We start from the raw sequence: 26,284 nt of genomic DNA on the forward strand, positions 1-26,284 counted from the left end.
TCCCCGTTGGGTAACGCTCTGACCACGACAGACTCCTCTTTGTGGCGAGCGGCGTCAGACCGAGGCCGCGAGACCCGGCGAGAATCGGCGCCTCATGTGACAAGGAGGCGAACGGTCCCAGCGTGACCGTAATAAGCCGCAAGCACCAGCAAAGTGTCACCTTTGCCGTCGGTCGCATCGACCGGCGCGCCGACCTCGACCTACACCCCCGCCGACCCGACGGCACCCATCCTGACCAGGACGAACATCCCGGTTGCGAACCCCGGGCTTCGGGTCCCTGGCGATGTGTCCCATTGACCCTCGATAGGGTGCCGTGCGCGGAATCGTTCCGACCCGCCGTAGGTTCTGGTGAAGAGTACCTAGGGAAAGGCTGTCCAACCGTGTTCGACCCGAAGGATCTCTACAAGCTCGCAGACGACGCGCCCGAGCTGCCCGATCCGGTGTTGCTGTACCACTTCGACGGCTTCGTCGACGCGGGCGCCGCCGGACGCCTTGCGCTGGGCCACCTGCTGGCCGAGCTGGAGCACCGGGTCGTGGCGACGTTCGACGTGGACCGGCTGCTCGACTACCGGTCTCGCCGGCCCATCATGACCTTCGACACCGACCGATGGGTGGAGTGCGAGAGCCCGGAATTGGCCGTTCATGTCGCGAAGGACGCGACGGGAACGCAGTTCCTGGTGATGAGCGGGCCCGAGCCCGACCGGGAGTGGGAGCTGTTCACCAAGGCCGTGTCGGACCTGGTGGAGCGCTTGAAGGTGAGCAAGATCGTGACCCTCCACGGCATCCCCATGGCGGTCCCCCACACCCGGCCGCTCGGCCTCACGATGCACGCCAGCCGGCCCGAATTGATCAACTCCCAGACGAGCGCGTTCGGACGGGTCCAGGTGCCGGGGAGCGTGGCGGCGCTGATGGAGTTCCGGCTGGGGGCGCAGGGGCACGACGCGCTGGGGTACGCGATCCACGTACCGCACTATCTCGCGCAGGCCGAGTACCCGACCGCCGCCGTCACCGGCCTGGAGGCGGTGACGCGGGGCACGGGGCTGGTGTTCCCGCTGGACGCGCTGCGCGACGCGGCCCGCCGCACGACGACGGAGATCGAGGAGCAGATCCAGGCCTCCACCGAGCTCTCCACCGCGATCAAGGGGCTGGAGCAGCAGTACGACGCGTTCGCGGGCGGCGCCGACCGCGAGAACCTGATGGCCGAGACCACCCCGATGCCCACGGGCGACGAGCTGGCCGCCCAGTTCGAGCGCTTCCTCGCCGAGCGTGACGACGAGTAAAAGCCCATATTTTACGGTGGCCCAAGCCGGCACCACCCGCCGCACGTGCCCGGGGCCTGTCCAGGGTGACGCTCACCAGGCGCGCGTGGCGGGCCGCCGTCACGCCGCCCCGTGGGCCGTCTGGGTGGTGCCTTGATGACCTCGGGAACCCGTCTCGGTGGTGCCTTGACGACCTCGGAAACAGGGCCGCATTCGTGGACCCGGCCCAGCGGGGCCCTCCCTCGTCACCCCCGGAAACGGGGCGGCGGCCGGGCACTGTCTGAGGGCTCTCGTCGGGCCTGCCCGATAGCCTGAGGAAATGACTGACATCCGGGTCGGACTGGTCGGCTACGGCACCGCCGGAGCGTATTTCCACGCCCCTCTCATCCACGCCACCCCCGGCCTGTCCCTGACCGCCGTCGTGACCGGCAACCCCGCCCGCCAGGCCGAAGTGGCCGAGAAGTACGGCGCGATCACGGTGTCCGACGTGGAGGAGCTGTGGGGCCGGTGCGATCTCGTCGTGGTCGCCTCCCCCAACAGGACCCACGTGGCCACCGCCGCCGCCGCGCTCACCGCCGGCCTGCCGGTCGTCGTGGACAAACCTTTGGCCAGGACCGCCGCGGAGGGCCGCGAGCTGGTGCGGCTGGCCAAGGAGCGGGGGCTCATGCTGACCGTGTTCCAGAACCGGCGCTGGGACGGTGACTTCCGCACCGTCCGCAGGCTGGTCGAGGAGGGGCGGCTGGGTGAGGTGCTGCGCTTCGAGTCGAGGTTCGAGCGGTGGCGGCCGGTGCCCAAGGGCGGCTGGCGGGAGACCGGGGGCACGGAGGAGATCGGCGGGCTCCTCTACGACCTGGGCAGCCACTTGGTGGACCAGGCCCTGCAACTGCTCGGTCCCGCACGCGAGGTCTACTGCGAGAGCGACGTGCGGCGCGAGGGGGTGGCCTCCGACGACGACACGTTCATCGCGCTGACGCACGCGGGCGGGGCCCGGTCGCATCTGTGGATGAGCTCGGTGTCGGCCTGGCGAGGGCCCAGGTTCCGGGTGCTGGGCTCGTTGGCCGGGTTCGTGAAGTACGGGATGGACGTTCAGGAGGAGCGGCTGCGGGCGGGGATGTCGCCCGGTGCGCCGGAGTTCGGGGAGGACGACGAGGGGAGCTGGGGGCTGCTCGGCACGGAGGAGGCCCATCGTGCCGAGCGGACGGAGCCGGGGGCGTACCTGGACTTCTACTGCGGGGTGGTGGCGGCACTGCGCGAGGGTGCGCCACCACCCGTGGACCCGGACAGCGTGATCGACACGCTGACCGTCATCGAGGCCGCCCACCTGTCTGCCACCCAGCGCATCGTCACCCACCTGGGCTGACCCACGCGCTCGCCCGCCCCGCGAGCGGCAGGCCGGTCCCCCGGGGCGGCGCCCAACGTCGTCCCGGCGGCAGAGGTCCGGCGGCGGTCCGGCCGCTGCGGCGGGCCAGCATCGTCTCAGCGGTGGCAGCGTCCGACCGACCGGCGGTGGCGTCCGATCCGCCGGTGGGGGGTCAGTCGCGGAGGCGGGCGCGCAGGGCGGTTGTGTCGGCGTCGGTCCAGCCGTGCCGGGTCAGCCAGCCCATCGGCCCGCCGAACCGCTCGTCCAGCACCTGGAAGAACTGCTCGATGTACCGGGCCCGCGGCATGTGATCATCCGCGGGTCGCGAGTCCAGGTCCCCCCGGTACGTCTCGCTGCTTCGCAGCCGCTTGAGGATCAGCTCCAGCCGCTCCCCCGTCACCACGTAGTCCTCGACGATCGCCTCGCGGGTCGCCTCCGCCACCTCCAGCGCCAGCGCCGACAGCACCCCGGTGCGGTCCTTGCCCGCCGCGCAGTGCACCAGCGCCGCCCCGTCGTCCAGCGACATCGCGCGCAGTGCCGCCACCACCGCGTCCGGGCGGTCGCGCAGGTAGCCGAAGTAGAAGCCGGTCACCCGCAGCTCCTCGTCCAGCGCCCGCTCGGCCCAGGGCAGCACCCGGTCGGCGTCGATGGTGTCGGCCTCGACGTCGGTGTGCGTCCCGCCCTCCGCGAACAGCGTCAAGTGGTGGTGGCGCACCTCGGGCACCAGGGTGAGCGGCCCCGGCCCCTCCAACGCGACCTCCGCGTTCGAGCGGAGGTCCACGACGTGCCGCAGATTCAGCTCACCCACCAGCACCGCCACGTCACCCGGCGTGAGTCCCTGCAGGTTGTCGGCGCGGAAGATGCGCCCGCGACGGGTGCGGCCACCGTCGCGAGTAGGCAATCCGCCCAGGTCACGCGCGTTGACCGCGCCTTCCAGGTCTATCCACCTCGTCATCTCATCCATTATTGCGACCCTATATGTCCGCCAAATATGAGCGGATTCGAGGTTCATAACGCAGCATTAACGTATGGATCCACGACGTCTGCCTCCTCGGCTGGTGATCGATCCAACGCTGCACCCGGAGGTCTCGGTCGAGCTGCGGTCCAGCCCGCACATCCTCCGCATGGCTCGATCCGGTGTGCGCGTGGACACCACGAAGAACCCTGCCCTCCTCTTCGTGATCCCGGCCTTCCTGATGGTGATCGCCGTTGCGACCGGCACGGCAGCCCTGCTGGTCCCCGGTGTGGGGCTCGGGCTGATCGTCCTGTTCAGGTGGATGGCGTTGGACGGCACCTACCGCTCGACCAGGCGGCGGATCCGCGCCGCCCAGGTTCACGCCAACCGCTTCATCCTCCCCGAGGACCTGGACTATCCCTGCCAGATGCTGCTGCGCAGGGCGCAGAACGCGGTCGAGGCGATCATGGGCTCCCGCGTCCACCGGGACGGCCTGATCGACACCATCGACAACCGGGTGTCACTGCCCGAGGAGGTCTGGCAGATCGCCCAGCGGTTGCGGAAGCTGTCGTCCATGCACGCCGAGCACGGCAAGATCGTCCCCCGCGAGCTGCCGCCCGGCATGGAGGACGCGTTCAAGCCCTACACCACCGCGCTGGACGCCGCCTGGACGTCGCTGTCGCACCGGGTCCGCCACCTGGAGAAGTACGCCAAGCAGGTGATAAAGGCGGACAAGGTCTACCACGCGCACCGGCGGCTCGAGGCGCTGGCCGCCAAGACCCCCGAGTACCAGCAGCTGATCGCCGACACCGTGCGGGACGAGCTGGCCCACGAGCGCATCAGGGAGCTGGCCGACCAGGCGGCGCACATGCGCAAGCTGTTCGAGGAGAGCATCGCCCAGGCCAGGCTGGCGGCGGGCGAGCTGATCAGGACCCCTCTTCCCTGATCAGGCCGCTCAGGGGTCGGCGCGTCTGAGGAGCTCCAAGGTACGTCGCATGCCGGCCTCATTGCCGAGGCTGCGGTAGATGTCCCTGGCCTGCTCCAGCGGCTCCACCGCGGCCCCGCGGCCGCCCGCGTCGAGGTGCGCCTCCCCCAGGTAGCGCAGGCTCCTGGCCATCCACCACCGGTCCTCGAGCTCCTCGAACCCCCGCACCGCCCGCCGCAGCTCCCCCTCCGACTCCTCGATCCGGCCCAGCCTCGCCAGGACGCGCCCGGCCGACACGGCGGTCCTGGCCACCCCCCACGAGTCTCCCAGCGCGACCAGGATCTGCTCGGCCCGCCGGACGAAGTCGAGCTCGCGCAGCCCGTTGTCGGGGTCGCCGACCTCCCCCGCGGCCCGCAGGCAGCGGGCCTCCTCCCACAGCTCCCCGCGCTGCCTGAACATCTCGGAGGCCCGGTCGAGACTGAACCCGGCCCTGGTGAACAGGTTGGCGGCCGGCCGGAGGTCGCCCGCGTGGTACTCGGCGCGCGCCTGCGCGGCCAGCACCTCGCCGTAGACGCGCAGGGTCTGGGCCTCGGAGTAGCGGTTGCCGTTCCGCTTGAAGATCTCCAGGGCGTCTTCCAGCAGCTCCCTGGCCTCGTCGGGACGGCGTTCCGACATGCGCATCTCGGCGAGGTTGCGCTGGGTGCGGGCCATCCACCACAGGTCGTCCTCGCCCTTGAACGCGGTGATGGCCCCGATGAGGTAGTCCTGCGCCCGGTCCAGGTGGCCGTCGCTGAACAGCGTCATGCCGATCGTGCGCATGGCCCTGGCCGCCCACCAGGACTCCCCCAGCTCCTCGAACGTCTCCAGCGCCCGCCCGGCCTCCTCCAGCGCCCGCTCCCGCAGGCCCAGGCCGCCGTGCACGGAGGCGCTGTCGAGCAGCGCGATGGCCAGTGCGCGCCGGTCTCCGGTCTGCTCGGCGGCCTGGCAGCCGAGCTCGGCGACGGCCACCCAGTCGGCCCAGTACGCGCGCAGCGAGTGGCACAGAGAGCAGAACGCCCTGGCCAGCCCCAAGGTCAGCTCCCACAGCCGGAGCTGGCGAGCCAGGTGGATCATGGCGAGCAGCGTCAGCCGCTCGGCGTTGAGCCAGTCACCGGCCAGGACCTGCCCGCCGGTGTCGGAGCGGCGGCCGCCCTTGCTCCAGTCCTGCGGCCAGCGGTTCTGCGCGGCCTCCTCGGCGCGGCGGCGGTAGCCGTGCAGCACGCGCTCGATGGCGCCCCTGCGCCGCTCGGCCTCGTCCTGCTCGGCCAGCTCCGTGGCGAACACCCTGACCAGGTCGTGCAGCCGGTAACGCATCGTGCCGGTCTGGTCGGTGCCCGAGCACTCGGCGAGCTGGGCGTCGATGAGGGCCTCGAGCTGGTCGGCGCCGTCGAGCCCGGAGCTGTCGAGCAGCTCGCCGGCCACCCAGCCGGGCACGTCGGGTGCGGTGAGCGCGCTGAGCAGGCGCAGCAGGCGGCGCTGCATGCCCGTGCAGTCGTCGTAGCTGAGCTGCACGGAGGCGCGCACGCTCTTGTCCACGGTCGGGGCCACTTCGAGCTGGTCGAGGCGGCGGCGGGTGTCGGCCAGCCGGGCGGCCATGTCGCGCATGGTCCACTGCTCGCGGGTGGCCAGCCGGGCGCCGCAGATGTTGATCGCCAGCGGCAGGTAGTCGCACAGCCGCACGACCTCCTTGGCGGCCTCCAGGTCGTCGACCACCCGGTCGCCGCCGGCCAGCCTGGCCAGTAGTTCCACGCCGTGCCCCTCGCTGAGCACGCTCAGCCGCGTGTCATGGGTGCCGTTCAGGAACAGCGGCGCGCGCGAGGTGACCAGCACCGCGCAGCCGGGCTCGGCCGGGATCAGCGCCTTGACCTGGGCGGCGTCGTGGGCGTTGTCCAGGCCGATGAGGATCCTGCGGCCCTTGGTCCAGGTCAGCCAGAGCTTGCGTAACTCGTCCAGGCCGCCGGGGTCGGTGGTCAGGCGCACGTCCAGCGCGCGCAGGAACCCGATCAGCACCTCGTCGGGGCGCACCGGGGCGTCCACGCCGCCGCGCAGGTCGGCGTAGAGCCTGCCATCGGGGAACCAGTCGGCCAGCTCGTGCGCGAACCTGGTCATCAGCGCCGACTTGCCGACGCCGCCCCGGCCGTACAGGGAGACCACGAGGGGCGGTGAGGGGTCGGAGGTCTTCCTGCGCTCGGTGAAGACCTCGTGCAACTCGGCCAGCGCCTCGGCGCGGCCGGTGAAGTGCTCGGGGACCGGCGGCCACTGGTCGGGCGGGAGCGTGCCGGGCGCGGGGAGCACCTGCTGCCGGGGCTCGCGCGGCTCGGTGGTGGCCCAGGTGGTCAGCCCGACGAGGACGGCCGCCGCGCCGGTCACGGCGACCTTGGCCAGCGGCGGGAGCTCCCAGTCCACGGAGGCGGTCAGCACGCTCGCGGCGGCGGCCGCGAGGCCCGCGGAGACGGGCGCGGCCCATGGCACCTTTCTGCGTCTTTTACGCGGTTCGTCAGGTAGATCCCCTGTCAACGAGCACCCCCTATGGGGTAATTCAAGCCAATGGGGTACGGCTCGCGCCAGCCGTACCCCATCGTTCATCTGTCAGCCGATCACGTGACAGGTGGCCGTCGCCGTCTTGCTCGGGTCGCTCTCCGAGGTGGCGGTGAGCTTGACCCTGGCCAGGCGGTCGCCCCCGGACTCGCGCACGGCGTTCACGGTGACGAGGTCCTGCTTGCCGAACGCGACGGAGTCCAGCGCGTTCGGGAGCTGGGCGGTCCAGCCCTTGCCCTGGATCTCGGCCTTGAGCCGGTAGACGTCGGAGTTCAGGTAGGCGCTGACGTCCTCCGGGTGCTGCCCCTGCGCCGGGGCCGCCTTGCCGGTGTTGAACAGCGGGAACTTGCAGGTGGAGATGTTCTTGCCGGTGGGCAGGCCGGCCGAGGGGAGCAGCTTGACGCCGCGCTTCTGCGGGCCCGCGCCGTCGAGCGAGCGGATGGCGACCGTGTAGGACAGCTCGCCGGCGCGGTCGCGCTTGACGTCGGTGACGTAGAAGTGCAGGCGGTTGGCCTCGTCGACGTACTCGTACTCGCTGCCGGAGTCCGTGCCCGCGTGGAAGAGGGCGTCGGAGAGCTGGCGGTAGTCGCCGACCGTGATCGGCACCTTCGTCCCGTCGGGCAGCACGTAGTCGGTCATGCCGATGTCCTGCGGGTTCGCGTCGATCACCCACTCGAACGGGGACCGGTCCTGGTTCTTGGTCTTGGCCAGCAGGACGCCGGAGTCGGGCGTGAAGGAGTCGGTGCCCACGCGGTCCACGACCTCGACCGTGTAGTTCTCGTAGCCGCCCCCGTCACACAGCGGGTTCGTCGTGACGTCGCAGGCGGGGCTCTTGTCGCCGGTGTCGAAGGAGATGTTGACGCCGGACAGCTCGTTCTTGCCCGGCTGGATCGCGCGGGCCACGACCCTGGCGGTGACCAGGCCCGACTCGTCGAGCGCCTCGCGCGAGAGCCGTAAGACGTTCTGCTCGTCCACCATCTCCAGCTTGATCTTGTTGCGCAGCATGTGCTGGGCGCCCATGGACGCGCCGGCGGTCGGCGGGATCAGCCAGCGGGAGTGCGGGCCGCCGGGGCCGTTGAAGCTGCCGCGGCTGAGCATCTCCCAGACGCCCGTGTACGCCCTGCGCGGCGGCACGCCGTACGGGTTGTTGTAGTTGTCGGCGATGCCCATGATGTGGCTCAGCTCGTGGGCGTAGACGGCCATGCCCGAGCTCTCGGCCTGCACCGAGTCGATGCCGAAGCGGGCGTTCGGCCAGAAGTTGGAGCCGGCCTGCCACGAGGTCCAGTCGACGTAGCGGGTGTCCACCCAGTTGGGCAGCGCGGGGTCCGGCGGGCCCCACTCGTCCGGCACGTCCTCCTTGGTCGGGAACTTCATCATCCCGAACTCCTGCCAGGTGGACGACTCGTCCTGGCCGGCGCTCAGGTAGAAGACGAAGTCGAACTGCTTGGCCACCTCCTCGCCGACGGCGCCGATCCAGGCGGCGTTGCCCTCGGTACGCAGGTTCTTGGTGCAGTTGTCGCCCGCCGGGCAGCCGGTGCCGCCCTGGAACTCCATCGCGTACTCGTGGTCCTTGCCCGACAGCGTGTAGGGCCCGAACCCGGTCAGCTCCACCCCGTACCTGCCGCCGGAGTCCTCCATCCAGTACTCGTGGATGGTGTGCCCCTTGTTGAGGTCGTTCGGGGTGTTGAGGAAGTCCTGGTAGAACTTGGCCACCTGGTCACGCGGGACGTCGTGGGCCTCGGCGCTCGGGTTCGCGTAGATCGTCGAGCCCTTGGGCTGCGTCACCACGAACGGCTGGTTCGGGTAGTCGAGCAGCACGAGCGCGCCCTTGAACGTGCGCTTCGACCCCTTGACGGCGGGGTCGTTCCACTTGGTGCCAGGCGGCCGTTTGTAGTCCGCCCACGTCATGTTGTCGGGATTCTCCCAGTTCTGCGGATCAATCGGCTTGATGCCGCCGGCTGGGCGGGAGCGCAGGGCCTGGGCGTCGGCGGATTCGTCGCGCTGCCAGGGCTGCGTCTGCGGCCAGTGGTTCTGCCGCCACGCGTACTCGGGATCGGTGGGGGGTGCTGCGGAAGCAGGGGTCGCCATGAGGCTCACCGGGATCAGCACGATGGCCGCCAGCAAACCCTTCAGCAGCTTCTTCGGGGCAATCACGGATTGACGGTATAGACGATATTGACGGAGATCACCGATCAGTTGTAGGGAAGAACCGTAGTCGGCTTTCCGACAATTGTTGAAATATCCACGTAAGGGTGTTGTTGTGGCGGATCTCCAGCGGACCGTGGACGAGCTCGCCGCCCGTCTCGGCCGTCCCCTGCTGCTCGAGGACCGCGTGCAACGCGTCGTCGCCTACAGCGAGCAGAACGGCGCCATGGACGACATCCGCCGCGACTCGATCCTGCGCCGCAGCACCACGCCCGAGGTGCGGCAGTGGTTCCGGGCCGCCGGCGTGCACGAGGCGACCGGCCCCGTGCGCACCCCGGGCGCGCCGCACTTCGGCCTGCTGCCTCGGGTGTGCGTCCCGGTACGGCACGCGGACGCGCTGCTCGGCTTCCTGTGGTTCGTCGACGCGGAGCCGGCCATGTCCGACGCCGAGATCGCCGAGGCCATGACCGCCGCCCCGGCGCTCGCGCTGGCCCTGTTCCACGAGAGCCTGGCCAGCGGGCTGGCCTCGCACCGGGAGCTGGAGGCGGTCACCGGGCTGCTGGCGGGCGAGCGGGACGCGGCCAGGCAGCTCATCGAAGCGGGCGCGTTCCCGCAGGCGCAGCCGGTGACCGTGCTGGTGGCCAGGCCGCGCGGGGCCGAGCCGGACGAGGCGCTCAGGCTGGGGCTGGAGCAGGGGCTGCTGGCACTGCGGCGGCGGCTGAGCGGTCACCATCCGCTGCACCTGGTCCGCTACGACCACGCCGTGCTGCTGACCGCCGGGCCGCCGGTCTCCCCCGACGAGCTGCACGCCGCCATGCCGGTGCCGGTGGTGGTCGGGGTGGGACGGACCAGGCCGGCGCTGGCGGAGGCGGCGCAGTCGTACCGGGAGGCCAGGCACGCGGCCGAGGTGACCTCAAGGGTGCCCGGGCTCGGGCGCACGGCCGAGTGGGCGCGGCTCGGCGTCTACCGGATGCTCACCCAGCTGCCCGACCAGGAGCTGCACCCGGGGCTGGAAGGACTGCTGGCGGACGCCCAGTACCTGCCGCTGCTGGAAACGCTGGAGACCTACCTGGACCTGGCCGGGAGCGCGGTGGCCACCTCGCGGGCGCTGCGGCTGCACCGGACGTCCCTGTACTACCGGCTGCAGCGGGTGGAGGAGCTGGCCCGTACCGACCTGAAGGACGGGGGCGAGCGGCTCGCCCTGCACCTGAGCCTGAAACTCGCCCGGCTCTCCGGTCGATACCTACCGAGAGAATCGCATAATTTGTCTTAATTGCGAACCTGACAGGGCTCACGTTTAATGCCCTGAAGGGATGATCCGACGGGAGTGCCGATGCCGTCTGCGAAGCGTGCCGGTCCGGTCCTGAACAGGCGTGCGCCCATGCCCGTCGTGGTCCATTCCGCCCCGCTCGTGCTGCCCGTCTGCGCCGATCCCATCCGCGACGGGGCCGTGGCGCTCAAGGGCGACCGGGTCGTCGAGGTGGGCACGCGAGCCTCGGTGACCACGTCCTTTCCCGCCGCCGAGGAGTCGCGGTGGACCGGGATGATCGTGGCCGGGCTGGTCGACGCCCGCTCCGCCGCGTCCACCCTTGGGTCCGCCCCTGGGTCCGCTCCCGAGTCCGCCCCTGGGTTCGCCGCCGGACCCGGGGTGACCGCGCGGGCCTGCGTGGTGTCCGACCTGGCCGAGCACTCCGGGTTGCCCGGCATCTCGTACGTCGAGGTGACCAGCGCGAGCGAGGAGGAGTGGGAGACCCGCGGGCGGAACGCGGTGATCACGGCGATCCGCGAGGTCGACCGGCCCTGCGCGGTGGGGATCGCGGCGCACACGCCGGACCCGCAGGTGCTGGAGGACGTGGCGGTGCTGGCCAGGACGTTCGGGCTACGGCTGCTGGTCGACCTGGACCGGCACTCCCCCTCGGCGCTGGACGAGGCGGGGGTGCTGGGCCCGCTGTGCCACGTGGTGGTCTCCCGGCCCCTGGATCCCGGGGAGCGCAAGCTGCTGCGGCTGCGCAAGACCGTGGTGGCCGTCTGCGCGTCGCCCGCCCCCGACATGCTGGCCCTGTTCGACGAGGGCAACATCGTCGCGCTCGGCACGGGGGCCGGCGGCGGCCGGACCGGCGGGGTGCTCGGGGTGGCGCGGGGCATCCGGCAGCACGCCCGCGAGCTCGGGCTGCGGACCCGGGGGCTGGACGGCAGGCTGGTGGCGGCCGCGACCATGGGCGGGGCCCGGGCGCTGGGGATGCACCGGGGCAAGGGGCGCATCGGGTCGCTGGCCCCGGGGACCCGCGCCGACTTCGCCGTCTTCGACGCCCGCGGGCGCTACCCGTACGCCGCGCTCCTGGCCCAGCCGCCCTGCCTCGCCACCGTCATCGGCGGCACCGTGCTCCCCGCGACCTGAAGCCGACACCGTGCTCCCCGCGACCTGAAGCCGACACCGTGCTCCCCGCGACCTGAAGCCGACACCGTGCTCCCCGCGACCTGAACCGCGGGCCCCTGCTCCACGCGGCCTGAACGCTAGCGGAACTGGGACTCCACCAGGGCCAGCAGGTCGCGGAGCTGGTCGCGCTCCTCCTGCGTCAGGGCCGCGAACAGCACCTGGCCCGCGTCACGGCGCGCCTCGCGGGCGCGCTCGGCCATCCGGCGCCCCTCAGGAGTGATCACCACCAACGTGGAGCGGCGATTGGCGGGATCCACCTCGCGGCGCGCCAGCCCGGCCTCCTCCAGCGCGTCCACCACCGGCGTGAGCGAGCGCGGCACGATCCGCAGCTCGTCGGCCAGCCGCACCATCCGCAGCGGCTCCGGGGCCTCCGCGAGCGCCCGGAGGGCCCGCGCCTGCCCCGGGTTGAGCCCCAGCGGCACCAGCCGATCCACGTACCCGCGCCGCAACCGCCGGCTGACGAGGTGCAAGAGCTCGGCGAGCTCCTTTTCTCCCATGTCGATAAGTTTAGCCGGAACAAATATGAGTTAACCTCTGTTTGAGTGGACATCTGAAAGGAGGCGCCACTTGGCGGAGGAACCACGCGCGCCCCTCGGGCGCATCATCAAGCTGTTCCGTCCCTACCGCGGCCGCCTGGCCCTGGTGGGCTCCCTCATCCTGTTGTCGTCGCTGGTGTCGCTGGCCTCGCCCTTCCTGCTGCGCGAGGTGCTGGACGTGGCCATCCCGGCCAGGGACGCCGGCCTGCTCGCGCTGCTGGCCCTGGGCATGATCGCGGTGGCGGTCACCACCAGCGTGTTCGACGTGGTGCAGACGCTGATATCCACCACAGTGGGCCAGCGGGTGATGCACGACCTGCGCATCGCCGTCTACGGCCACCTGCAGCGCATGTCGCTGGCGTTCTTCACCCGCACGCGGACCGGCGAGGTCCAGTCGCGCATCGCCAACGACATCGGCGGCATGCAGTCGGTCGTCACCTCGACCGCCTCCTCCCTCGTCTCCAACCTCACCACCGTGATCGCCACCATCGTGGCCATGATCGCGCTCGACTGGCGGCTGACGGTCGTCTCGCTCCTGCTCATGCCGGTGTTCGTGTGGATCAGCCGCAGGGTCGGCACCGAGCGCAAGCGCATCACCAACGAGCGGCAGCGCAAGCTGGCGAGCATCGCCTCCATGGTCCAGGAGTCGCTGTCGATCAGCGGCATCCTGCTCGGCCGCACCATGGGCCGCTCCGACGGGCTGACCGAGCGCTTCGGCCGGGCCTCCGACGAGCTGGCCGACCTCGGCGTGCGCACGAGCATGGCGGGACGCTGGCGGCAGTCGTCCATCCAGATCGTCATGGCGGCCATGCCCGCGCTGATCTACTGGGCCGTCGGCCACACGGGCGCGATCTCGGTCGGCACGCTCGTGGCCTTCACGACCCTGCAGACCAGCCTGTTCAGGCCGATGGTCTCGCTGCTGCGGCTGGGCGTCGAGGTGCAGACCTCGCTGGCGCTGTTCGGGCGGATCTTCGAGTATCTGGACCTGCCGGTGGACATCCGTCCCGGCCCGCGGGAGCTGAAGGACGTGCGCGGCGAGGTCCGCTTCGAGGACGTCGACTTCTCGTACGGCGAGACCCCCACCCTCACCGGCGTGGACCTCACGGTCCCGGCGGGCACCAGCCTGGCCATCGTGGGCGAGACCGGCTCGGGCAAGACCACGCTCAGCTACCTGCTGCCCAGGCTCTACGACGTCACGGGCGGGCGGGTCACGATCGACGGGGTGGACGTGCGGGAGCTGACGTTCGAGACGCTGAGCGAGGCGGTCGGCGTGGTCTCGCAGGAGACCTACCTCTTCCACGCCTCGATCGCCGACAACCTGCGCTTCGCCAGGCCGTCGGCCACCGACGAGGAGCTGGAGGAGGCCGCGCGGGCCGCGCGCATCCACGACCACATCGCCTCGCTGCCCGACGGCTACGAGACTCTGGTGGGCGAGCGCGGCTACCGGTTCTCCGGTGGCGAGAAGCAGCGCCTGGCCATCGCGCGCACGCTGCTGCGCAACCCGCCGGTGCTGGTCCTCGACGAGGCCACCAGCGCGCTGGACACGCAGACCGAGCGGGCCGTGCAGGAGGCGCTCGACGCGCTGGCGCGGGGCCGTACGACCATCACGATCGCGCACCGCCTGTCCACGGTCCGCGACGCGGACCAGATCGTCGCGCTGGACGGCGGGAAGATCGTCGAGCGCGGCACCCACGACGAGCTGATGGCCCGCGCCGGCCTCTACGCGGCGCTGGTGAGCAGGGATCATCCGCTCGAGCTCGTTTAAACCTGCAACGGACGTGTCCTGCCTCACATTTTGGTCGAACCGGAATCTCCCCCTGCGAGTACCGCGTTTCACCCCCGGTGAATCTCGAAGGCTAGGACCCCCGTTTTGTCTCCCTCTTCCTCCACGTTCAGAGCGCTGCGGCACCACAACTACCGGCTCTGGGCGGGAGCGGACCTCATCTCCGTGACCGGCACCTGGATGCAGGTGCTGGGTGTCAACTGGCTCATCCTGACGCTGACCGGCTCGGCGACCAGCGTCGGGCTGAGCCTCGTCATGCAGGCGCTGCCGACGCTGCTGCTGGGCATGTGGGGCGGCGCGCTGGCCGACCGGCTGCCGAGCCGCCCGGTCGTGATCGCCGCACAGTTCGCGCAGGCCGCGCTCGCGGCCGTGCTGGCGATGATCGCGGTCACCGGGGCCCAGTCCGTCCTGCCGATCTACGGGGTGGCGCTGGCCGGCGGCGTGGTCAACGCGCTGGGCGGGCCCGCGCTCGGGCGCTTCGGCGCCGAGGTGGTGCCGCCCGCCGACCTGCCGAACGCGATGGCGCTCGGCTCGGTCCTCAACTCCGCGGGACGCATCCTGGGCATGAGCCTGGCGGGCGTGCTGCTGCCGTTCACGGGGAACGAGGGGCTGTTCCTGATCAACGCCGTCAGCTTCTTCGTGGTGGTCGCGGCCGTGCTGGCCATGCGCCGGGAGGAGTTCCACGTCCTCACGCCCTCCGAGCGGCGGGGAGGTTCGGTGCGCGAGGGCCTGCGGTACGTGCTGCGCACCCCGTGGCTGCTCGTCGTGCTGGCCCTGTGGTTCGTGCTGGGCAGCGTGGGGCGCAACTACCAGGTCACCATGGCCGCCATGAGCGCCGGCCCCCTGGACGCGGGCGCCCCCGGGTACGGCCTGCTGTCCACGGTCTTCGCCGTCGGCACCGTGGTCGGCGGCTTCCTGGCGGCCGCCCGGCCCCAGCTCACCCTCCGGCTGCTGCTGATCACGGCGTTCGTGACCGGCGTGGCGCAGGCGCTGAGCGGGCTGATGCCGCAGCTGTGGACGTTCGCGGCCGTGCTGCTGCCGATCGCGGCCGGCGCGGTGACGCTCGACACCACCGTCTCGGCCCGCGCGCAGCTCGACACCCCCGAGCCGATGCGCGGCCGGGTCCTCGCGGCGCTGTCCATCGTGAGCGCGGGGGCGGGCGCGCTCGGCGGGCCGCTGCTCGGCTGGCTCAGCGACACGCTCGGGCCGCGCGCCGCGCTGGAGATCGGCGGGGTGTCGTGCGTGGCGGCCGCGCTGCTCGCGGCCGTCGGGCTGGCCCGGCTGTCCGGCCGGACGCTCAGGCAGGCGGTACGGATGCGCCCCGGCCTGGAGAACGCCTGAGACTGAATCCCAGTCCCATGGGTAGCGGTGGCCCCCATGGCAACCGACGTCATCACCTTGATCACCAAAGACCATCGGACCGTGGAATCCCTCTTCGAACGGCTCAGGACGGGCCAGGGCAACCAGAAGGCCACCGTGACCGAGCTGCACGCCCTCCTGATCGCGCACGCCCGGGCCGAGGAGGACCGGGTCTATCCGGGCATCGACGCCCACCACAGCGTCGAGGAGCACAAAGAGGCCGAGATCCTGCTCGACGCGCTCGTACGGGCCGAGCCCGGCACCCCCGAGTTCCGCATGACGCTGGACAAGCTGATCGAGTCCGTCAATCACCACGTCGAGGAAGAAGAGAGCAAAATCCTCCCCGCGCTGGCGAAGTCGGTCGGCGAGAAGGGGCTGCGGGACCTCGGCAAGGCGTTCAAGGAGCGCAGGGCGGAGGAGCTGAAGGCGCTCGGCGTCCCCAAGCAGGCCGCCCCCGTCGGCTCCCGGGAAGGCGCCACCAAGGCCGAGCTGTACGAAAAGGCCAAGAAGGCCGACATTCCCGGACGGTCGCAGATGGGCAAGGAAGAGTTGGCCAAAGCTCTGAGCAAGGCCAAGTCATAGGATTTCGGGCCGCGTCCTGGGTAGGGGCCCCTTATGACCGAAAAACCTCCTGACCGGTTCGGCTTCAGTGACGAACAGGCGATCGAGTTCGAGGAGTGGACCGAGGATCTCGGTTTTTACCACGAGGTCAAGGAAGACGACCCCCAGCGCCGGGACACCCTCGATGAACGCCTTCGCCGCGAGGCCAGGGACCGGCTCCACGAGCCCCGCCCCAAGCACCGGCTGACCCAGCCGGACGAAGGGCTGGCGCCCGACACGGAAGGCGAGGAGATCGCCGTTGAGTGGAGCGACGACGACGGGAACGACCTGTCGGCGGAGGAGCGTGCCATCCGCATCGACTCCGACGAGAACCTCGCGTGAGATCCGTCACCGCGCCGGAGCCGCCGCCCGCGCGGTGCCCCGGCGCGGGCGCTCAGCCTAGGCGTCGCAGCACGGGCAGCACGGCGTGCAGGTCGTCGACGATCGCGTCGGCGGTCGCCGCCTGCGGGCGCTCGGCGTGCAGGTATCCCCACGGACCGCGGCGCAGCAGCGCCGTGCGCATGCCCGCCGCGGCGGCCGGCAGCACGTCGTTGTCGAGCCGGTCGCCGACGTAGAGGATCTCGCCGGGCTCCCGCCCCGCGACCGCCGCGACCTTGGCGAAGAACCCGGCCTCCGGCTTGGACACGCCCCATCCCTCGGAAGTGTGCACGGAGTCGGCGGGCAGGTCCATGGCGACCAGCGCCCCGTAGGCCCGCGCCGGCTGGTTGCCGGCGATGATCACCTGGTATCCGGCCGCCCCGATGGCCGCCAGTGCCTCGCGCACATCGGGGTAGAGGTCGTCGGCGTCGAAGTGGTTGCGCAGGCTGTCGGGGTCGTCGCGCTCCCAGGCGGCCTCCTCCGCGTCCGCGTCGAAGCCGGGGCGGATGAGCTCGAAGGCGTCGGTGTGGGGGCGGTCCAGCGCCGCCATCCCGCCGAGCGCGCCCATCAGCAGGAAATGGCTCACGCCCAGCCGCTCGGCCCAGCGCGCCCAGATGCGCGCCTCGCTGATCAGCGTCTCTCCGACGTCGAACACCACGGCCTTGATCATCAATCCCCCCGGTTTCACCCCGCGCACCTACACAAAACGCCTGCCAAATCCTATAAGGGGGATTTCTTCCTGCGGCCAGAGCCCGACGCGAAGCACCGCCGACTCGCCGCCGCTCGCGTCCCGGCCAATCACACGGACGACTCGCTGAGGGCGGACGCCACACCGCCGACGTCGTGCCGGCATCGACTTCTCCTACCTCGATACCCACCTCCGGCCGTCGGGGCCGTGGGATCGGGACGGGAGCTCACGCAGGGCGCGCGGTCGCCCGACGGCGTGAGGGCGGTGCTACGGCGGTGGCCGGTTACCGCTTCTACGAACGCGACGTGAACGCCGTCTCGGCGTGAGAGGCACATGCGATATCAAGAATGGCGCCTATCAGGCGATGACCAGAGTGATCATCGGCACCCCGATCGCACTGCCCTCCCCCGTCGACTTCAAGCTGGACACCTCGATCTTCATGGCGTGAGCTTCTCCATCGCCTTGGTGATGCGCTTCTCCGAGACCGGCGTGGGCGTGCCCAAGGTCTGGGCGAAGAAGCTCACCCTCAGTTCCTCGATCATCCACCGGATCTCCACCACGTCCGGATCCCCTCTCCGCGCTCGAGGGAGCTTCTCCAGCACGTCGTGGTAGTCGTCCTCGATCTTGTGGACCTTGTCCATCCACTCCTGGTCCCGCCAGGGCTCCTCGGGGAGCTTGGTGAGGCGGCGGTCGATCGCCCGGATATATCGCAGAATGTCGGGCAAACGCCGGTAACCGGTGGCCGTGACGAATCCCCGGTAGACGAGCTTGCCGAGCTGGTCGCGGATGTCGTCCGTCGACGCGCTCGCCCGCAGGGCATCCAGCCGGCCGCCCGCCGCGTGCCACACGCTCAGGATCTGCTCCACCTTCGACAGCACGTCGGCCGCCGTGTCGTGGAGGTGAGCCCGTACGTGCTGGTAGAGGCGGTCGAAGGCCACCGGGTCCCACGCCGCGCCCCCCGCGTCGAGCATCAGCTTGTCGACCGCCGCGTTGACCACGTCCTCGAACAGCGCCACCGCCCCGCCGTGCGGGCTGCGTGACAGCGCCAGCTTGGCCTGGTTGGACAGGCCGCCCAGCAGGGATTTTGCCGGGTTGTTGACGTTGAGGAGGAGCAGGCGGCGCACGCCGGGCCAGTGGGAGCGGCGCTGCTCGGCCGCCGTGTCGAAGATCTTGATCGAGACGGAGTCGCCCGCGTCCACCAGGGCCGGATAGCCCTTCATCCGGCCCTGCTCGAACACCTTGGGCAGCGTCCCGAAGCTCCACGTGTGCAGGCCGGTCTGCTCCAGGTCGTCGCCAGCCTGCGAGAGCGTCTCCCGCAGGCGCGGGGCCAGGCGGCGCTTCAGCGCGTCGAGGTCCTTGTCCTCGGCCACCGTGCGCCTGCGCTCGTCGATCACCCGGTACGTGATGCGCAGATGGTCGGGCACCTGGTCGAGCTGCCAGGCCTCGCGTGGCACGCGTACGCCGGTGAGGCGCAGCAGCTCGCGCTCCACGGCCGCCAGCAGCGGCTCGCCGCCCTGCTTGACCCCCTCCAGCACCTGCTTGGCGTAGTTGGGGGCGGGCACGAAGTTGCGGCGCAGGGCCTTCGGCAGGGAGCGGATCAGCGCGGTGATCAGCTCTTCGCGCAGGCCGGGGATCTGCCAGTCGAAGCCGTCGGAGCTGACCTGGTTGAGCACCTGGAGCGGCACGTGGACGGTCACGCCGTCGGCGTCCGCGCCCGGCTCGAACTGGTAGGTCAGCTTCATCCGCTGGCCGAGCTGTTTCCAGGTGTCGGGGTAGTCGCGGGCGCTGACGTCGGCGCCCTCGTTGACCAGCATGTCCGGCGAGAACGTGAGCAGGTCGGGCGTCTGCTGCCGGGCCTGCTTCCACCAGGAGTCGAAGTGGCGGGCCGAGACCACGTCGGCCGGCACCCGCTGGTCGTAGAAGTCGAACAGCGCCTCGTCGTCGACCATGATGTCGCGGCGGCGCGCCCGGTTCTCCAGCTCCTCGACCTCGCCGAGCAGCCTGCGGTTGTCCTTGAGGAAGCGGTGGTGGGTGTCCCAGTCGCCCTCGACCAGGGCGTGCCTGATGAACAGCTCCCGCGACAGGTCGGGGTCGATGCGGCCGTAGTTGACCTTGCGGCCCACCACGAGCGGCACCCCGTAGAGGGTGACCTTCTCCAGGGCGATCACCGCGCCCTGGTTCTTCTCCCAGTGCGGCTCGGAGTAGGTGCGTTTGACCAGGTGCTGGGCGAGCGGCTCGACCCAGTCGGGCTCGATCTTGGCGTTGACGCGGGCCCAGAGCCGGGAGGTCTCGACCAGCTCGGCCGACATGACCCACTGCGGCTGCTTCTTGGCCAGCGCCGAGCCGGGGAAGATCGCGAAGCGGGCGTTGCGGGCGCCGAGGTATTCCTGGATCGGCCGGCGGCCGTCCTGCCCCCGCTGCTTGTCCATGACGTCCTTGACGCCGATGTGCGACAGCAGCCCGACCAGCAGCGACGCGTGCACGTGGTACGGCTGCGCGGGCTGGCTGCTGGGCTGGGCGCCGAGCGACTGGCGCAGCTGGCTGTAGATGTCCTGCCACTCGCGTACGCGCAGGTAGTTGAGGAACTCGGCCTTGCACAGCCGCCGGAAGGCGCTGGAGGACAGCTCCTTCTGCTTGTCGCGCAGGTAGTTCCACAGGTTGAGGTAGGCCAGGAAGTCGGACTCGGGGTCGGCGAAGCGCCGGTGCTTCTCGTCGGCCTGCTGCTGCTTGTCGGACGGGCGCTCGCGCGGATCCTGGATGGACAGCGCCGCGGCGATCACCATGACCTCGCGCAGGCAGCCGTTCTTCTCGGCCTCCAGCACCATGCGGCCCAGGCGCGGGTCGACGGGGAGGCCGGCCAGCTTGCGGCCGACGCCGGTGAGCTTGCCGTGGGCGTCGAACGCGCCCAGCTCGTGCAGCAGGTTGACGCCGTCCTTGACCTGGCGGCGGTCCGGCGGCTCCACGAACGGGAACGCCTCGATGTCGCCCAGCCCGATCGAGGTCATCTGGAGGATGACGGAGGCCAGGTTGGTACGCAGGATCTCGGGGTCGGTGAACTCGGGCCGGCTGAGGAAGTCCTCCTCCTCGTACAGCCGGATGCAGATGCCGTCGGAGGTGCGGCCCGAGCGGCCCTTGCGCTGGTTGGCGCTGGCCTGCGAGACGGCCTCGATCGGCAGCCGCTGCACCTTGGTGCGGTGGCTGTAGCGGGAGATGCGGGCGAACCCCGGGTCGACCACGTATTTGATGCCGGGGACCGTGAGCGACGTCTCCGCGACGTTGGTGGCCAGCACGACGCGCCGGCCGGTGTGGCGCTGGAAGACGCGGTGCTGCTCGGCGGCGCTCAGGCGGGCGTAGAGCGGGAGGATCTCGGTGTTGCGGAACTCGGCCTTGGCCAGGGCGTCGGCGGCGTCGCGGATCTCCCGCTCGCCCGACAGGAACACCAGGACGTCGCCGGGCCCCTCCGAGATCAGCTCCCGGCAGGCGTCCACGATGCCCTGGGTCTGGTCGTCGTCCTCGCTGAGCGGCCGGTAACGCACCTCCACCGGGTAGGTGCGCCCGGAGACCTCGATGATCGGCGCGTCGTCGAAGTGGCGGGAGAACCGCTCGGGGTCGATCGTGGCGCTGGTGATGACGACCTTGAGGTCGGGGCGCTTGGGCAGGAGCTGCTTGAGGTAGCCGAGGATGAAGTCGATGTTGAGGCTGCGTTCGTGGGCCTCGTCGATGATCAGCGTGTCGTACTGGTCGAGCATGCGGTCGTTCTGCAGCTCGGCCAGCAGGATGCCGTCGGTCATCAACTTGACGAGCGTGCGGTCGCTCGCCTGGTCGGTGAAGCGGACCTTGTAGCCGACGACCTCGCCCAGGGCGGTGTCGAGCTCCTCGGCGATGCGCTCGGCGACCGTGCGGGCGGCGATGCGGCGGGGCTGGGTGTGGCCGATCAGCCCGCGTACGCCGCGGCCCAGCTCCAGGCAGATCTTGGGGATCTGGGTCGTCTTGCCGGAGCCCGTCTCGCCCGCGATGATCACCACCTGGTGGTCGCGGATGGCCTCCAGGATGTCGTCTTTCCGCTGGGAGACCGGCAGGTTTTCCGGATATTTCACCACCGGTACGGCTTCGCGACGCCGGACCAGCCGCTGCTCGGCGCGCTCGACGTCGGCGAGGATCTCCGCGACGATCTTGTCCCGGGCGTCCCGCGACCGCACCCGGCGCATGCCGTCGAGCCTGCGCCGCAATCGCCGCTGGTCGCGCGGCATGAGCTCGGGCAGGCGGGAGTGGAGCTCGGCGAGTGGAGAGGACAAGGAAGACGTTCCCATACTGCTTTCAGGATATTTGAGCCCCGCGTCCCCGGAGCCAACCGACCATGCTGCCCGACCCCGGCGGGGCGCGCATCCCAATATCCCGCGTGGCGCGGGGTACCGGTCGGTCAGGCCAGTTCGGCGGCGAGGCGTTCAATCGTGTCACGGCCCTCCAGGGGCCGCAGCCAGGCGGCGGGCAGGACGCCGGTGCCGTGGAGGGCGCCGAGCAGGTTGCCGCAGACCGAACCGGTGGAGTCGCTGTCCCCCGAGTGGTTGACCGACAGCAGCAGGGCCTGCTCCACGGAGGGCTCGGCCAGGGCGCAGTACACGCCGATGGCCAGCGCCTCCTCGGCCACCCACGCGCCGCCCAGCGACTCGACCCGCTCCGGCGAGGATCCGCCGGCGGCGGCGAGCGCCACGGCGGCGCGCAGGGCCGCGCTGGTCTCGTCGTGCGCCGGATAGGCCGCCAGCAGGTCCAGGGCACGTTGGACGGCGGGCTCCAGCGTCTCGCCCGCCACGAGGTACGCGGTGATCGCGGCGAACGCGCCCGCGGCCAGGTAGCCGGTCCGGTGCCCGTGGGTGATCTGCGCGCACGCCGCCGCCACCTCGAACGCCTCCCGCGGGTCGGGCCGCGCCCCCACGGCGCCGGAGAGCGGGACCAGGCCGAAGGGGGCCGAGCGCATCACGGTGCCGCAGCCCTTGGAGTTCGGATTCACCGGACCCGGCTCCCCCAGCGGGGACGGCCCGGGGAAGCGCTGGTGGAGCCCGGACAGGCAGGCGTTGCCCGGCGCCCTGCGCGAGTACAGCCAGCTCTCCTCGCGCAGCCGGCCCGTGCGGTGCGGGCGGTCCGCGGGCGGCGGGGCGTGGTGGTCCTGGGTGTCGAGCCAGCGCAGGTACGCCTGCCGCACCGGCTCCACCACCGCGGGGTACGGGTACCCCGGCGCGCCGTCGTTCCCCGCGGCCGGTGGCCCGCCGGCGTGGGCGGCGCGGGCCTGGAGCAGCCCTTCCACCGTGAAGAGCGTCATCTGGGTGTCGTCGGTGATCAGGCCGGATTTGCCACGCCACGTCGCGACATATCCGGTAATGCCCTCCGCCCCGTGCTCCCTGCGGATCTCCCGCAACGACTGGAACTCGATCGGCGCCCCGAGCGCGTCGCCGATCGCGCCGCCGAGGAGGCAGCCTCGTACTCGATCCCGTACGTCCATGAGGAAATCTTGTCAGGCTCCAGGCGGTCTGAGAGATTGCGGGTTATTCGAGCCACGTCCCGGAGGTCACGCGTGCCACAATTACGCCCGGCCCTCTTCGCCGTCACCCTCACCCTCGCGATCGCGACTCCCGCCCAGGCGGCGGCAGCACCCGCCATCACCGTCCAGAACGGCCGTACGCAGCCGGTCTTCTCCTACGCGGACGCCGTCCGCGAGCACGTGTACGTCGAGTCGACCGTCGACAGCGACCTCGACGGCAAACTCGACAAGGTACGCGTGGACATCATCAGGCCCAAGGAGTCCGGCCCCGGGCTCAAGGTGCCGGTGATCATCGATGAGAGCCCGTATTACGACAACTCCGGCCGTGGAAACGAGGCAGAGCGCAAGATTTACGACGCCGCCGGAAGTATCACCAAATTTCCGCTTTTCTACGACAACTACTTCGTCCCCCGCGGCTACGCCGTCCTGAACGTCGACATGCTCGGCACCACCCGATCGGACGGCTGCCCGGACATCGGCGGCAAGGCCGACGTCCTGGGCGGCAAGGCCGTCATCGACTGGCTGAACGGCCGCGCCAAGGCGTTCAGGGCGGACGGCACCCCGGCCGTGGCCGACTGGACGACGGGCAAGGCCGCCATGATCGGCAAGTCGTACGACGGCACCCTGGCCAACGCCGTCGCCGCCACCGGCGTCGAGGGCCTGAAGACCATCGTGCCGATCTCGGCCATCAGCTCCTGGTACAAGTACCAGCGCTCCAACGGCGTCATCTACAACCACGACTACGCCTCCTGGCTGGCCAACTACGTCGACACCGACCCCGAGGCCAAGTGCCAGGCCGTGCGCGACAGGATGGACGCCGAGGACGGCGACGACACGGGCGATTACAACCCGTTCTGGGCCGAGCGCGACTACATCAAGGGCCTGCTCGCCGACGCCTCCAAGGTCAGGGCCAGCGTGTTCGTCGTCCACACGGTCAACGACCTCAACGTCAAGCCCGACAACTTCTCGACCTGGTGGAAGGCCCTGGCCGACCGCAACGTGCCGCGCAAGATCTGGGTCGGCCAGACCCAGCACGTGGACCCGTTCGACTTCGAGGGCCGGCGCGCGCTCTGGGTGGACACCCTGCACCGGTGGTTCGACCACTGGCTGCACGGCGTGCGCAACGGGATCACGAACGAGCCCCGCGCCGACGTCGAGATCGGCCCGGCCCGCTGGACCACCCAGCACGACTGGCCGGCGCCGTTCGCGCTCAAGGCGTCCCTGCGCCCCGCGCCCGACGGCTCGCTCGGCCTGAAGCCCGCCGCCAGGAACAGCACGGCCTCCTTCACCGACGTCGCCATGACCGAGAGCGACATGGTGGCCGACGTCGGGACGGCGAACCCGGGACGGGTCGCGTTCACCACGGGCGCGCTCCCGCTCGACCTGCGCCTGTCCGGCACGCCCACCGCGGACCTGCGGGTCAAGCTGGACAAGCCCACCTCCAACCTGACCGCCCTGCTCGTCGACTTCGGCGACGGCACCCGGGTCGACTGGCGTCGCGGCCAGGGCATCACCACGCTCACCGAGGAGGACTGCTACGGCGAGAGCACCGCGGCCGACGACGCCTGCTACAGGAAGGTCGTCACGAACACGGCCACCCGCCCGCTCGAGATCGTCGCCCGCGGCTGGATCGACGTCCAGAACCGCGACTCGCTCAGCCAGGCCGCGCCGCTGCCGCCCGGCACGTACGGGACGGTCAAGTGGCTGACGCTGCCGCAGGACTACACCTTCAGGAAGGGCCACCGGCTCGGCCTCGTGGTGGCCGGCACCGACGCGACCTACAGCGACGAGAGCGCCACCGGCGCGACCGTGACCCTCGACCTGGCCAGGTCGAGTGTCGTCGTCCCGTTCGTCCTGGGCACGCCGCTGGCGGACGTGCCGAGGGACACGAACACGTTCCGCGGTCCCGACCGGGTCGAGCTGCCCGAGCCCGAGCCCGGGTTCTCGTTCTTCTAGCGGCATGAGAGGGCCTCGGGCGCGCTGCCCGGGGCCCTCACCTGCAGGAGAGGACGCCGCGCCGGGCGTCGAGCATCCGCGTGCCCCGGTGCTTGACCGTCCAGGCGACGCTCAGGGTCAGGGTGCCGCGCCCGGCGGTGGTGCCGCCGGTGGTCCTGCCGTCACCCGTTGCCTTGCCCGTCCACCGGACGGTGATCTTCCCCCGTTCCACGCTCGACCGCCCGGAGCAGTCGAGCCGCGAGAGCGGCGCGGTCACCTTGAAGGTGTTCCCGGACACGGTGATGCCGTCGCTGCCCTTGGCTGAGACGATCTCGCAACGACCGTCGCACGACAGCGCGAACGTTCCGGTACGCCCCGAGCCCAGCCACGCCGTCGCCGGCGACAGCCTGGCCACCGGGGGCGCGGGCTTGGGCAGCTCGGCCTCTCTGGACATGCTCGTCAGGCCGGATCCGGCGGCCATCGGGGCCACCCCGGCCACCCAGCGCGACGGCTCGTCCAGCAGGCCGCCCGTCTGCGCCGAGGCCTTGGTGAGCGTCGGTGGGTGCTGGCGGGCGTTCACGACGGCCCAGACCAGCCCCGCCACCAGCAGGCCCACGCCCACGATCAGCCCGAGCCTGGCCACGGCCCTGATCGGCGGCCCCGCCTCGGGGTCGTCGTCGTCCAGCCGGTCCCGCCAGAACTCCTGGACCTGCCCGTCCCGCAGCTCGACCAGCTCGCCGCCCAGGTTGATCCCGCCGTACCGGATGATGGCGCCCTCGCTGTGGGAGCCGTTGCCCGAGCCCTTGATGGCGGCGCTGTAGACGAGTTTGTCGCCGTAGGCGCCGCCGCGGAAGGCCCGCGTACGGCTCGGCGGCGTGAACGGGTGCCGCCCGCGCACGGCGGGTGCCGCCGGGGGCTCCTGGTCGGCGGCAGCCGCGCCCGCCGCCGACCAGGGCTTTCCCGAGGTCGCCGTCGTGGGGTCGGCGACCGGGACCTGCGGCGTGGCGTCGGCGACCGGAGGAGCCGGGGAAGGACCGGTCTCCACCAGTGTGCGTGCCTGCACGGGAAAGCCGTCCGCCCGCCAGAGAGGCCCCTCGCCGGGCAGCGGCTGCGCCAACGCCAGCCGGTTGGGAAGTGTGCCGGGCAGTGTGGTGATCGGCAGGCGGCGCAGCAGCGCCGCCGCCGACATGGTCCTGGGCGCGGCCCGGCAGGTCGCGCAGGACTGGATGTGACGGCCGATCCTGGCCCTGGCCCGCCGGCCGGGCGCCGCGACCCATGCCGACACGCGTGTCGTCAGCTCCGGGCATCCGTCGCGCCCCCGCGCGGCGATGATCGCGGCGAACCACTCCTCCAGGGACTCGGCCGCCCGGGTGACGATGGTCCGCACCTCGTCCTGGCGCAGCTCGAAGATCACGGCGATCTCCGTGTCGGCCAGGCCGTGGCGCATGGACAGGTCGAGCAGTTCCCGCTGCGGGCGCTCCAGGGAGAGCAGCGCCTCGGGCAGCAGCTCCGACATCCGGCCGGGCCGCGACCACGAGCCGATGCTCGCGGGCTTGGCGACGACCGCCCGGTGCGCGCGGGCCACCGCGTACAACCAGGGCCGCCGCAGGGCCGGATCGACCACGCGATCCGCGTACAGGTGCGCCGTCAGCGCCGCGCCGGCCACCGCCTGCTCGGCGTCGCCCGCGGCGAGCTCCGTGCGGCAGTAGTCGTAGAGGCGGGCTCCGTGCTTGTCGCACAGGTCGCGAATGGCCTGGCGAGCGTCGTCAGACAGGGTTCGCCACATCGGGCGTCACACCTCCTCCAGTCAG

The 26,284-nt window shown here is 71.1% G+C and carries 19 protein-coding genes; 11 read left to right on the forward strand and 8 right to left on the reverse strand.

Features of this window, described 5'->3' with window-relative positions:
- Positions 1-380 precede the first annotated feature (380 nt).
- Together ACFKCF_RS03535 and ACFKCF_RS03540 are read left to right on the forward strand one after the other, a co-directional pair.
- Positions 381-1,280 (forward strand): proteasome assembly chaperone family protein, encoded by a 900-nt coding sequence (locus ACFKCF_RS03535; protein WP_394490513.1) that lies wholly within the window; start codon positions 381-383, stop codon positions 1,278-1,280.
- Between the two features lie 298 nt (positions 1,281-1,578).
- Positions 1,579-2,619 carry a Gfo/Idh/MocA family oxidoreductase gene (locus ACFKCF_RS03540; RefSeq protein WP_394490515.1) on the forward strand — a complete coding sequence of 347 codons (1,041 nt, stop codon included), beginning with the start codon at positions 1,579-1,581 and terminating at the stop codon, positions 2,617-2,619.
- 172 nt (positions 2,620-2,791) lie between these two features.
- Here ACFKCF_RS03540 and ACFKCF_RS03545 read toward each other — a convergent pair whose 3' ends face one another.
- Positions 2,792-3,574, reverse strand: coding sequence for a tyrosine-protein phosphatase (locus ACFKCF_RS03545; RefSeq protein WP_394490517.1), 783 nt, complete (start codon positions 3,572-3,574; stop codon positions 2,792-2,794).
- A gap of 73 nt (positions 3,575-3,647) precedes the next feature.
- Between ACFKCF_RS03545 and ACFKCF_RS03550 the strand changes: the two genes are divergently transcribed.
- Positions 3,648-4,520 (forward strand): hypothetical protein, encoded by an 873-nt coding sequence (locus ACFKCF_RS03550; RefSeq protein ID WP_394490519.1) that lies wholly within the window; start codon positions 3,648-3,650, stop codon positions 4,518-4,520.
- Positions 4,521-4,529: 9 nt separating this feature from the next.
- Here ACFKCF_RS03550 and ACFKCF_RS03555 read toward each other — a convergent pair whose 3' ends face one another.
- Together ACFKCF_RS03555 and ACFKCF_RS03560 are read right to left on the reverse strand one after the other, a co-directional pair.
- Positions 4,530-7,010, reverse strand: a complete 2,481-nt coding sequence (locus ACFKCF_RS03555; RefSeq protein WP_394490521.1) for an ATP-binding protein — start codon at positions 7,008-7,010, stop codon at positions 4,530-4,532.
- A 117-nt stretch (positions 7,011-7,127) separates the two neighbouring features.
- On the reverse strand, positions 7,128-9,230 hold the full coding sequence (locus tag ACFKCF_RS03560; protein ID WP_394490523.1) for a M6 family metalloprotease domain-containing protein: 2,103 nt from the start codon (positions 9,228-9,230) through the stop codon (positions 7,128-7,130).
- Positions 9,231-9,336: 106 nt separating this feature from the next.
- On the opposite strand from ACFKCF_RS03560, the gene ACFKCF_RS03565 reads away from it, so the two are divergent.
- Together ACFKCF_RS03565 and ACFKCF_RS03570 are read left to right on the forward strand one after the other, a co-directional pair.
- Positions 9,337-10,494: a PucR family transcriptional regulator gene (locus tag ACFKCF_RS03565; protein WP_394490525.1), complete on the forward strand. Its 1,158-nt coding sequence runs from the start codon at positions 9,337-9,339 to the stop codon at positions 10,492-10,494.
- 108 nt (positions 10,495-10,602) lie between these two features.
- Positions 10,603-11,619, forward strand: a complete 1,017-nt coding sequence (locus ACFKCF_RS03570) for an amidohydrolase family protein (RefSeq protein ID WP_394490527.1) — start codon at positions 10,603-10,605, stop codon at positions 11,617-11,619.
- Between the two features lie 116 nt (positions 11,620-11,735).
- Here the strand turns inward: ACFKCF_RS03570 and ACFKCF_RS03575 are convergent, their stop codons facing one another.
- The gene (locus tag ACFKCF_RS03575) at positions 11,736-12,155 is read right to left on the reverse strand and encodes a MarR family winged helix-turn-helix transcriptional regulator (protein WP_394490529.1); all 420 of its coding nucleotides are present in this window, start codon (positions 12,153-12,155) and stop codon (positions 11,736-11,738) included.
- Between the two features lie 70 nt (positions 12,156-12,225).
- On the opposite strand from ACFKCF_RS03575, the gene ACFKCF_RS03580 reads away from it, so the two are divergent.
- The 4 genes from ACFKCF_RS03580 to ACFKCF_RS03595 all read left to right on the forward strand — a co-directional run bounded on the left by ACFKCF_RS03580 (position 12,226) and on the right by ACFKCF_RS03595 (position 16,278).
- A complete protein-coding gene (locus tag ACFKCF_RS03580) occupies positions 12,226-13,959 on the forward strand; it encodes an ABC transporter ATP-binding protein (protein ID WP_394490531.1) in 1,734 nt (577 codons plus the stop codon).
- A 105-nt stretch (positions 13,960-14,064) separates the two neighbouring features.
- Entirely contained in the window at positions 14,065-15,318 is a 1,254-nt protein-coding gene (locus ACFKCF_RS03585; protein WP_394490533.1) for an MFS transporter, read from the forward strand.
- Positions 15,319-15,354: 36 nt separating this feature from the next.
- Positions 15,355-15,918: a hemerythrin domain-containing protein gene (locus ACFKCF_RS03590; RefSeq protein WP_394490535.1), complete on the forward strand. Its 564-nt coding sequence runs from the start codon at positions 15,355-15,357 to the stop codon at positions 15,916-15,918.
- A gap of 33 nt (positions 15,919-15,951) precedes the next feature.
- Entirely contained in the window at positions 15,952-16,278 is a 327-nt protein-coding gene (locus ACFKCF_RS03595) for a DUF5709 domain-containing protein (protein ID WP_394490537.1), read from the forward strand.
- Positions 16,279-16,330: 52 nt separating this feature from the next.
- Here the strand turns inward: ACFKCF_RS03595 and ACFKCF_RS03600 are convergent, their stop codons facing one another.
- Positions 16,331-16,984 carry an HAD family hydrolase gene (locus ACFKCF_RS03600; RefSeq protein ID WP_394490539.1) on the reverse strand — a complete coding sequence of 218 codons (654 nt, stop codon included), beginning with the start codon at positions 16,982-16,984 and terminating at the stop codon, positions 16,331-16,333.
- A gap of 340 nt (positions 16,985-17,324) precedes the next feature.
- Between ACFKCF_RS03600 and ACFKCF_RS03605 the strand changes: the two genes are divergently transcribed.
- Positions 17,325-17,450 (forward strand): hypothetical protein, encoded by a 126-nt coding sequence (locus tag ACFKCF_RS03605; RefSeq protein ID WP_394490541.1) that lies wholly within the window; start codon positions 17,325-17,327, stop codon positions 17,448-17,450.
- Here the strand turns inward: ACFKCF_RS03605 and hrpA are convergent.
- Entirely contained in the window at positions 17,440-21,312 is a 3,873-nt protein-coding gene (hrpA, locus tag ACFKCF_RS03610; protein WP_394490543.1) for an ATP-dependent RNA helicase HrpA, read from the reverse strand. The genes ACFKCF_RS03605 and hrpA overlap by 11 nt on opposite strands.
- 110 nt (positions 21,313-21,422) lie before the next feature.
- Positions 21,423-22,499: an ADP-ribosylglycohydrolase family protein gene (locus ACFKCF_RS03615; RefSeq protein WP_394490545.1), complete on the reverse strand. Its 1,077-nt coding sequence runs from the start codon at positions 22,497-22,499 to the stop codon at positions 21,423-21,425.
- A gap of 72 nt (positions 22,500-22,571) precedes the next feature.
- On the opposite strand from ACFKCF_RS03615, the gene ACFKCF_RS03620 reads away from it, so the two are divergent.
- Positions 22,572-24,494, forward strand: a complete 1,923-nt coding sequence (locus tag ACFKCF_RS03620; protein ID WP_394490546.1) for a Xaa-Pro dipeptidyl-peptidase — start codon at positions 22,572-22,574, stop codon at positions 24,492-24,494.
- Between the two features lie 37 nt (positions 24,495-24,531).
- Here ACFKCF_RS03620 and ACFKCF_RS03625 read toward each other — a convergent pair whose 3' ends face one another.
- On the reverse strand, positions 24,532-26,259 hold the full coding sequence (locus tag ACFKCF_RS03625) for a hypothetical protein (protein ID WP_394490548.1): 1,728 nt from the start codon (positions 26,257-26,259) through the stop codon (positions 24,532-24,534).
- Between the last annotated feature and the right edge of the window lie 25 nt (positions 26,260-26,284).

The organism is Nonomuraea sp. JJY05 (assembly GCF_043496855.1).
GTDB lineage: Bacteria > Actinomycetota > Actinomycetes > Streptosporangiales > Streptosporangiaceae > Nonomuraea.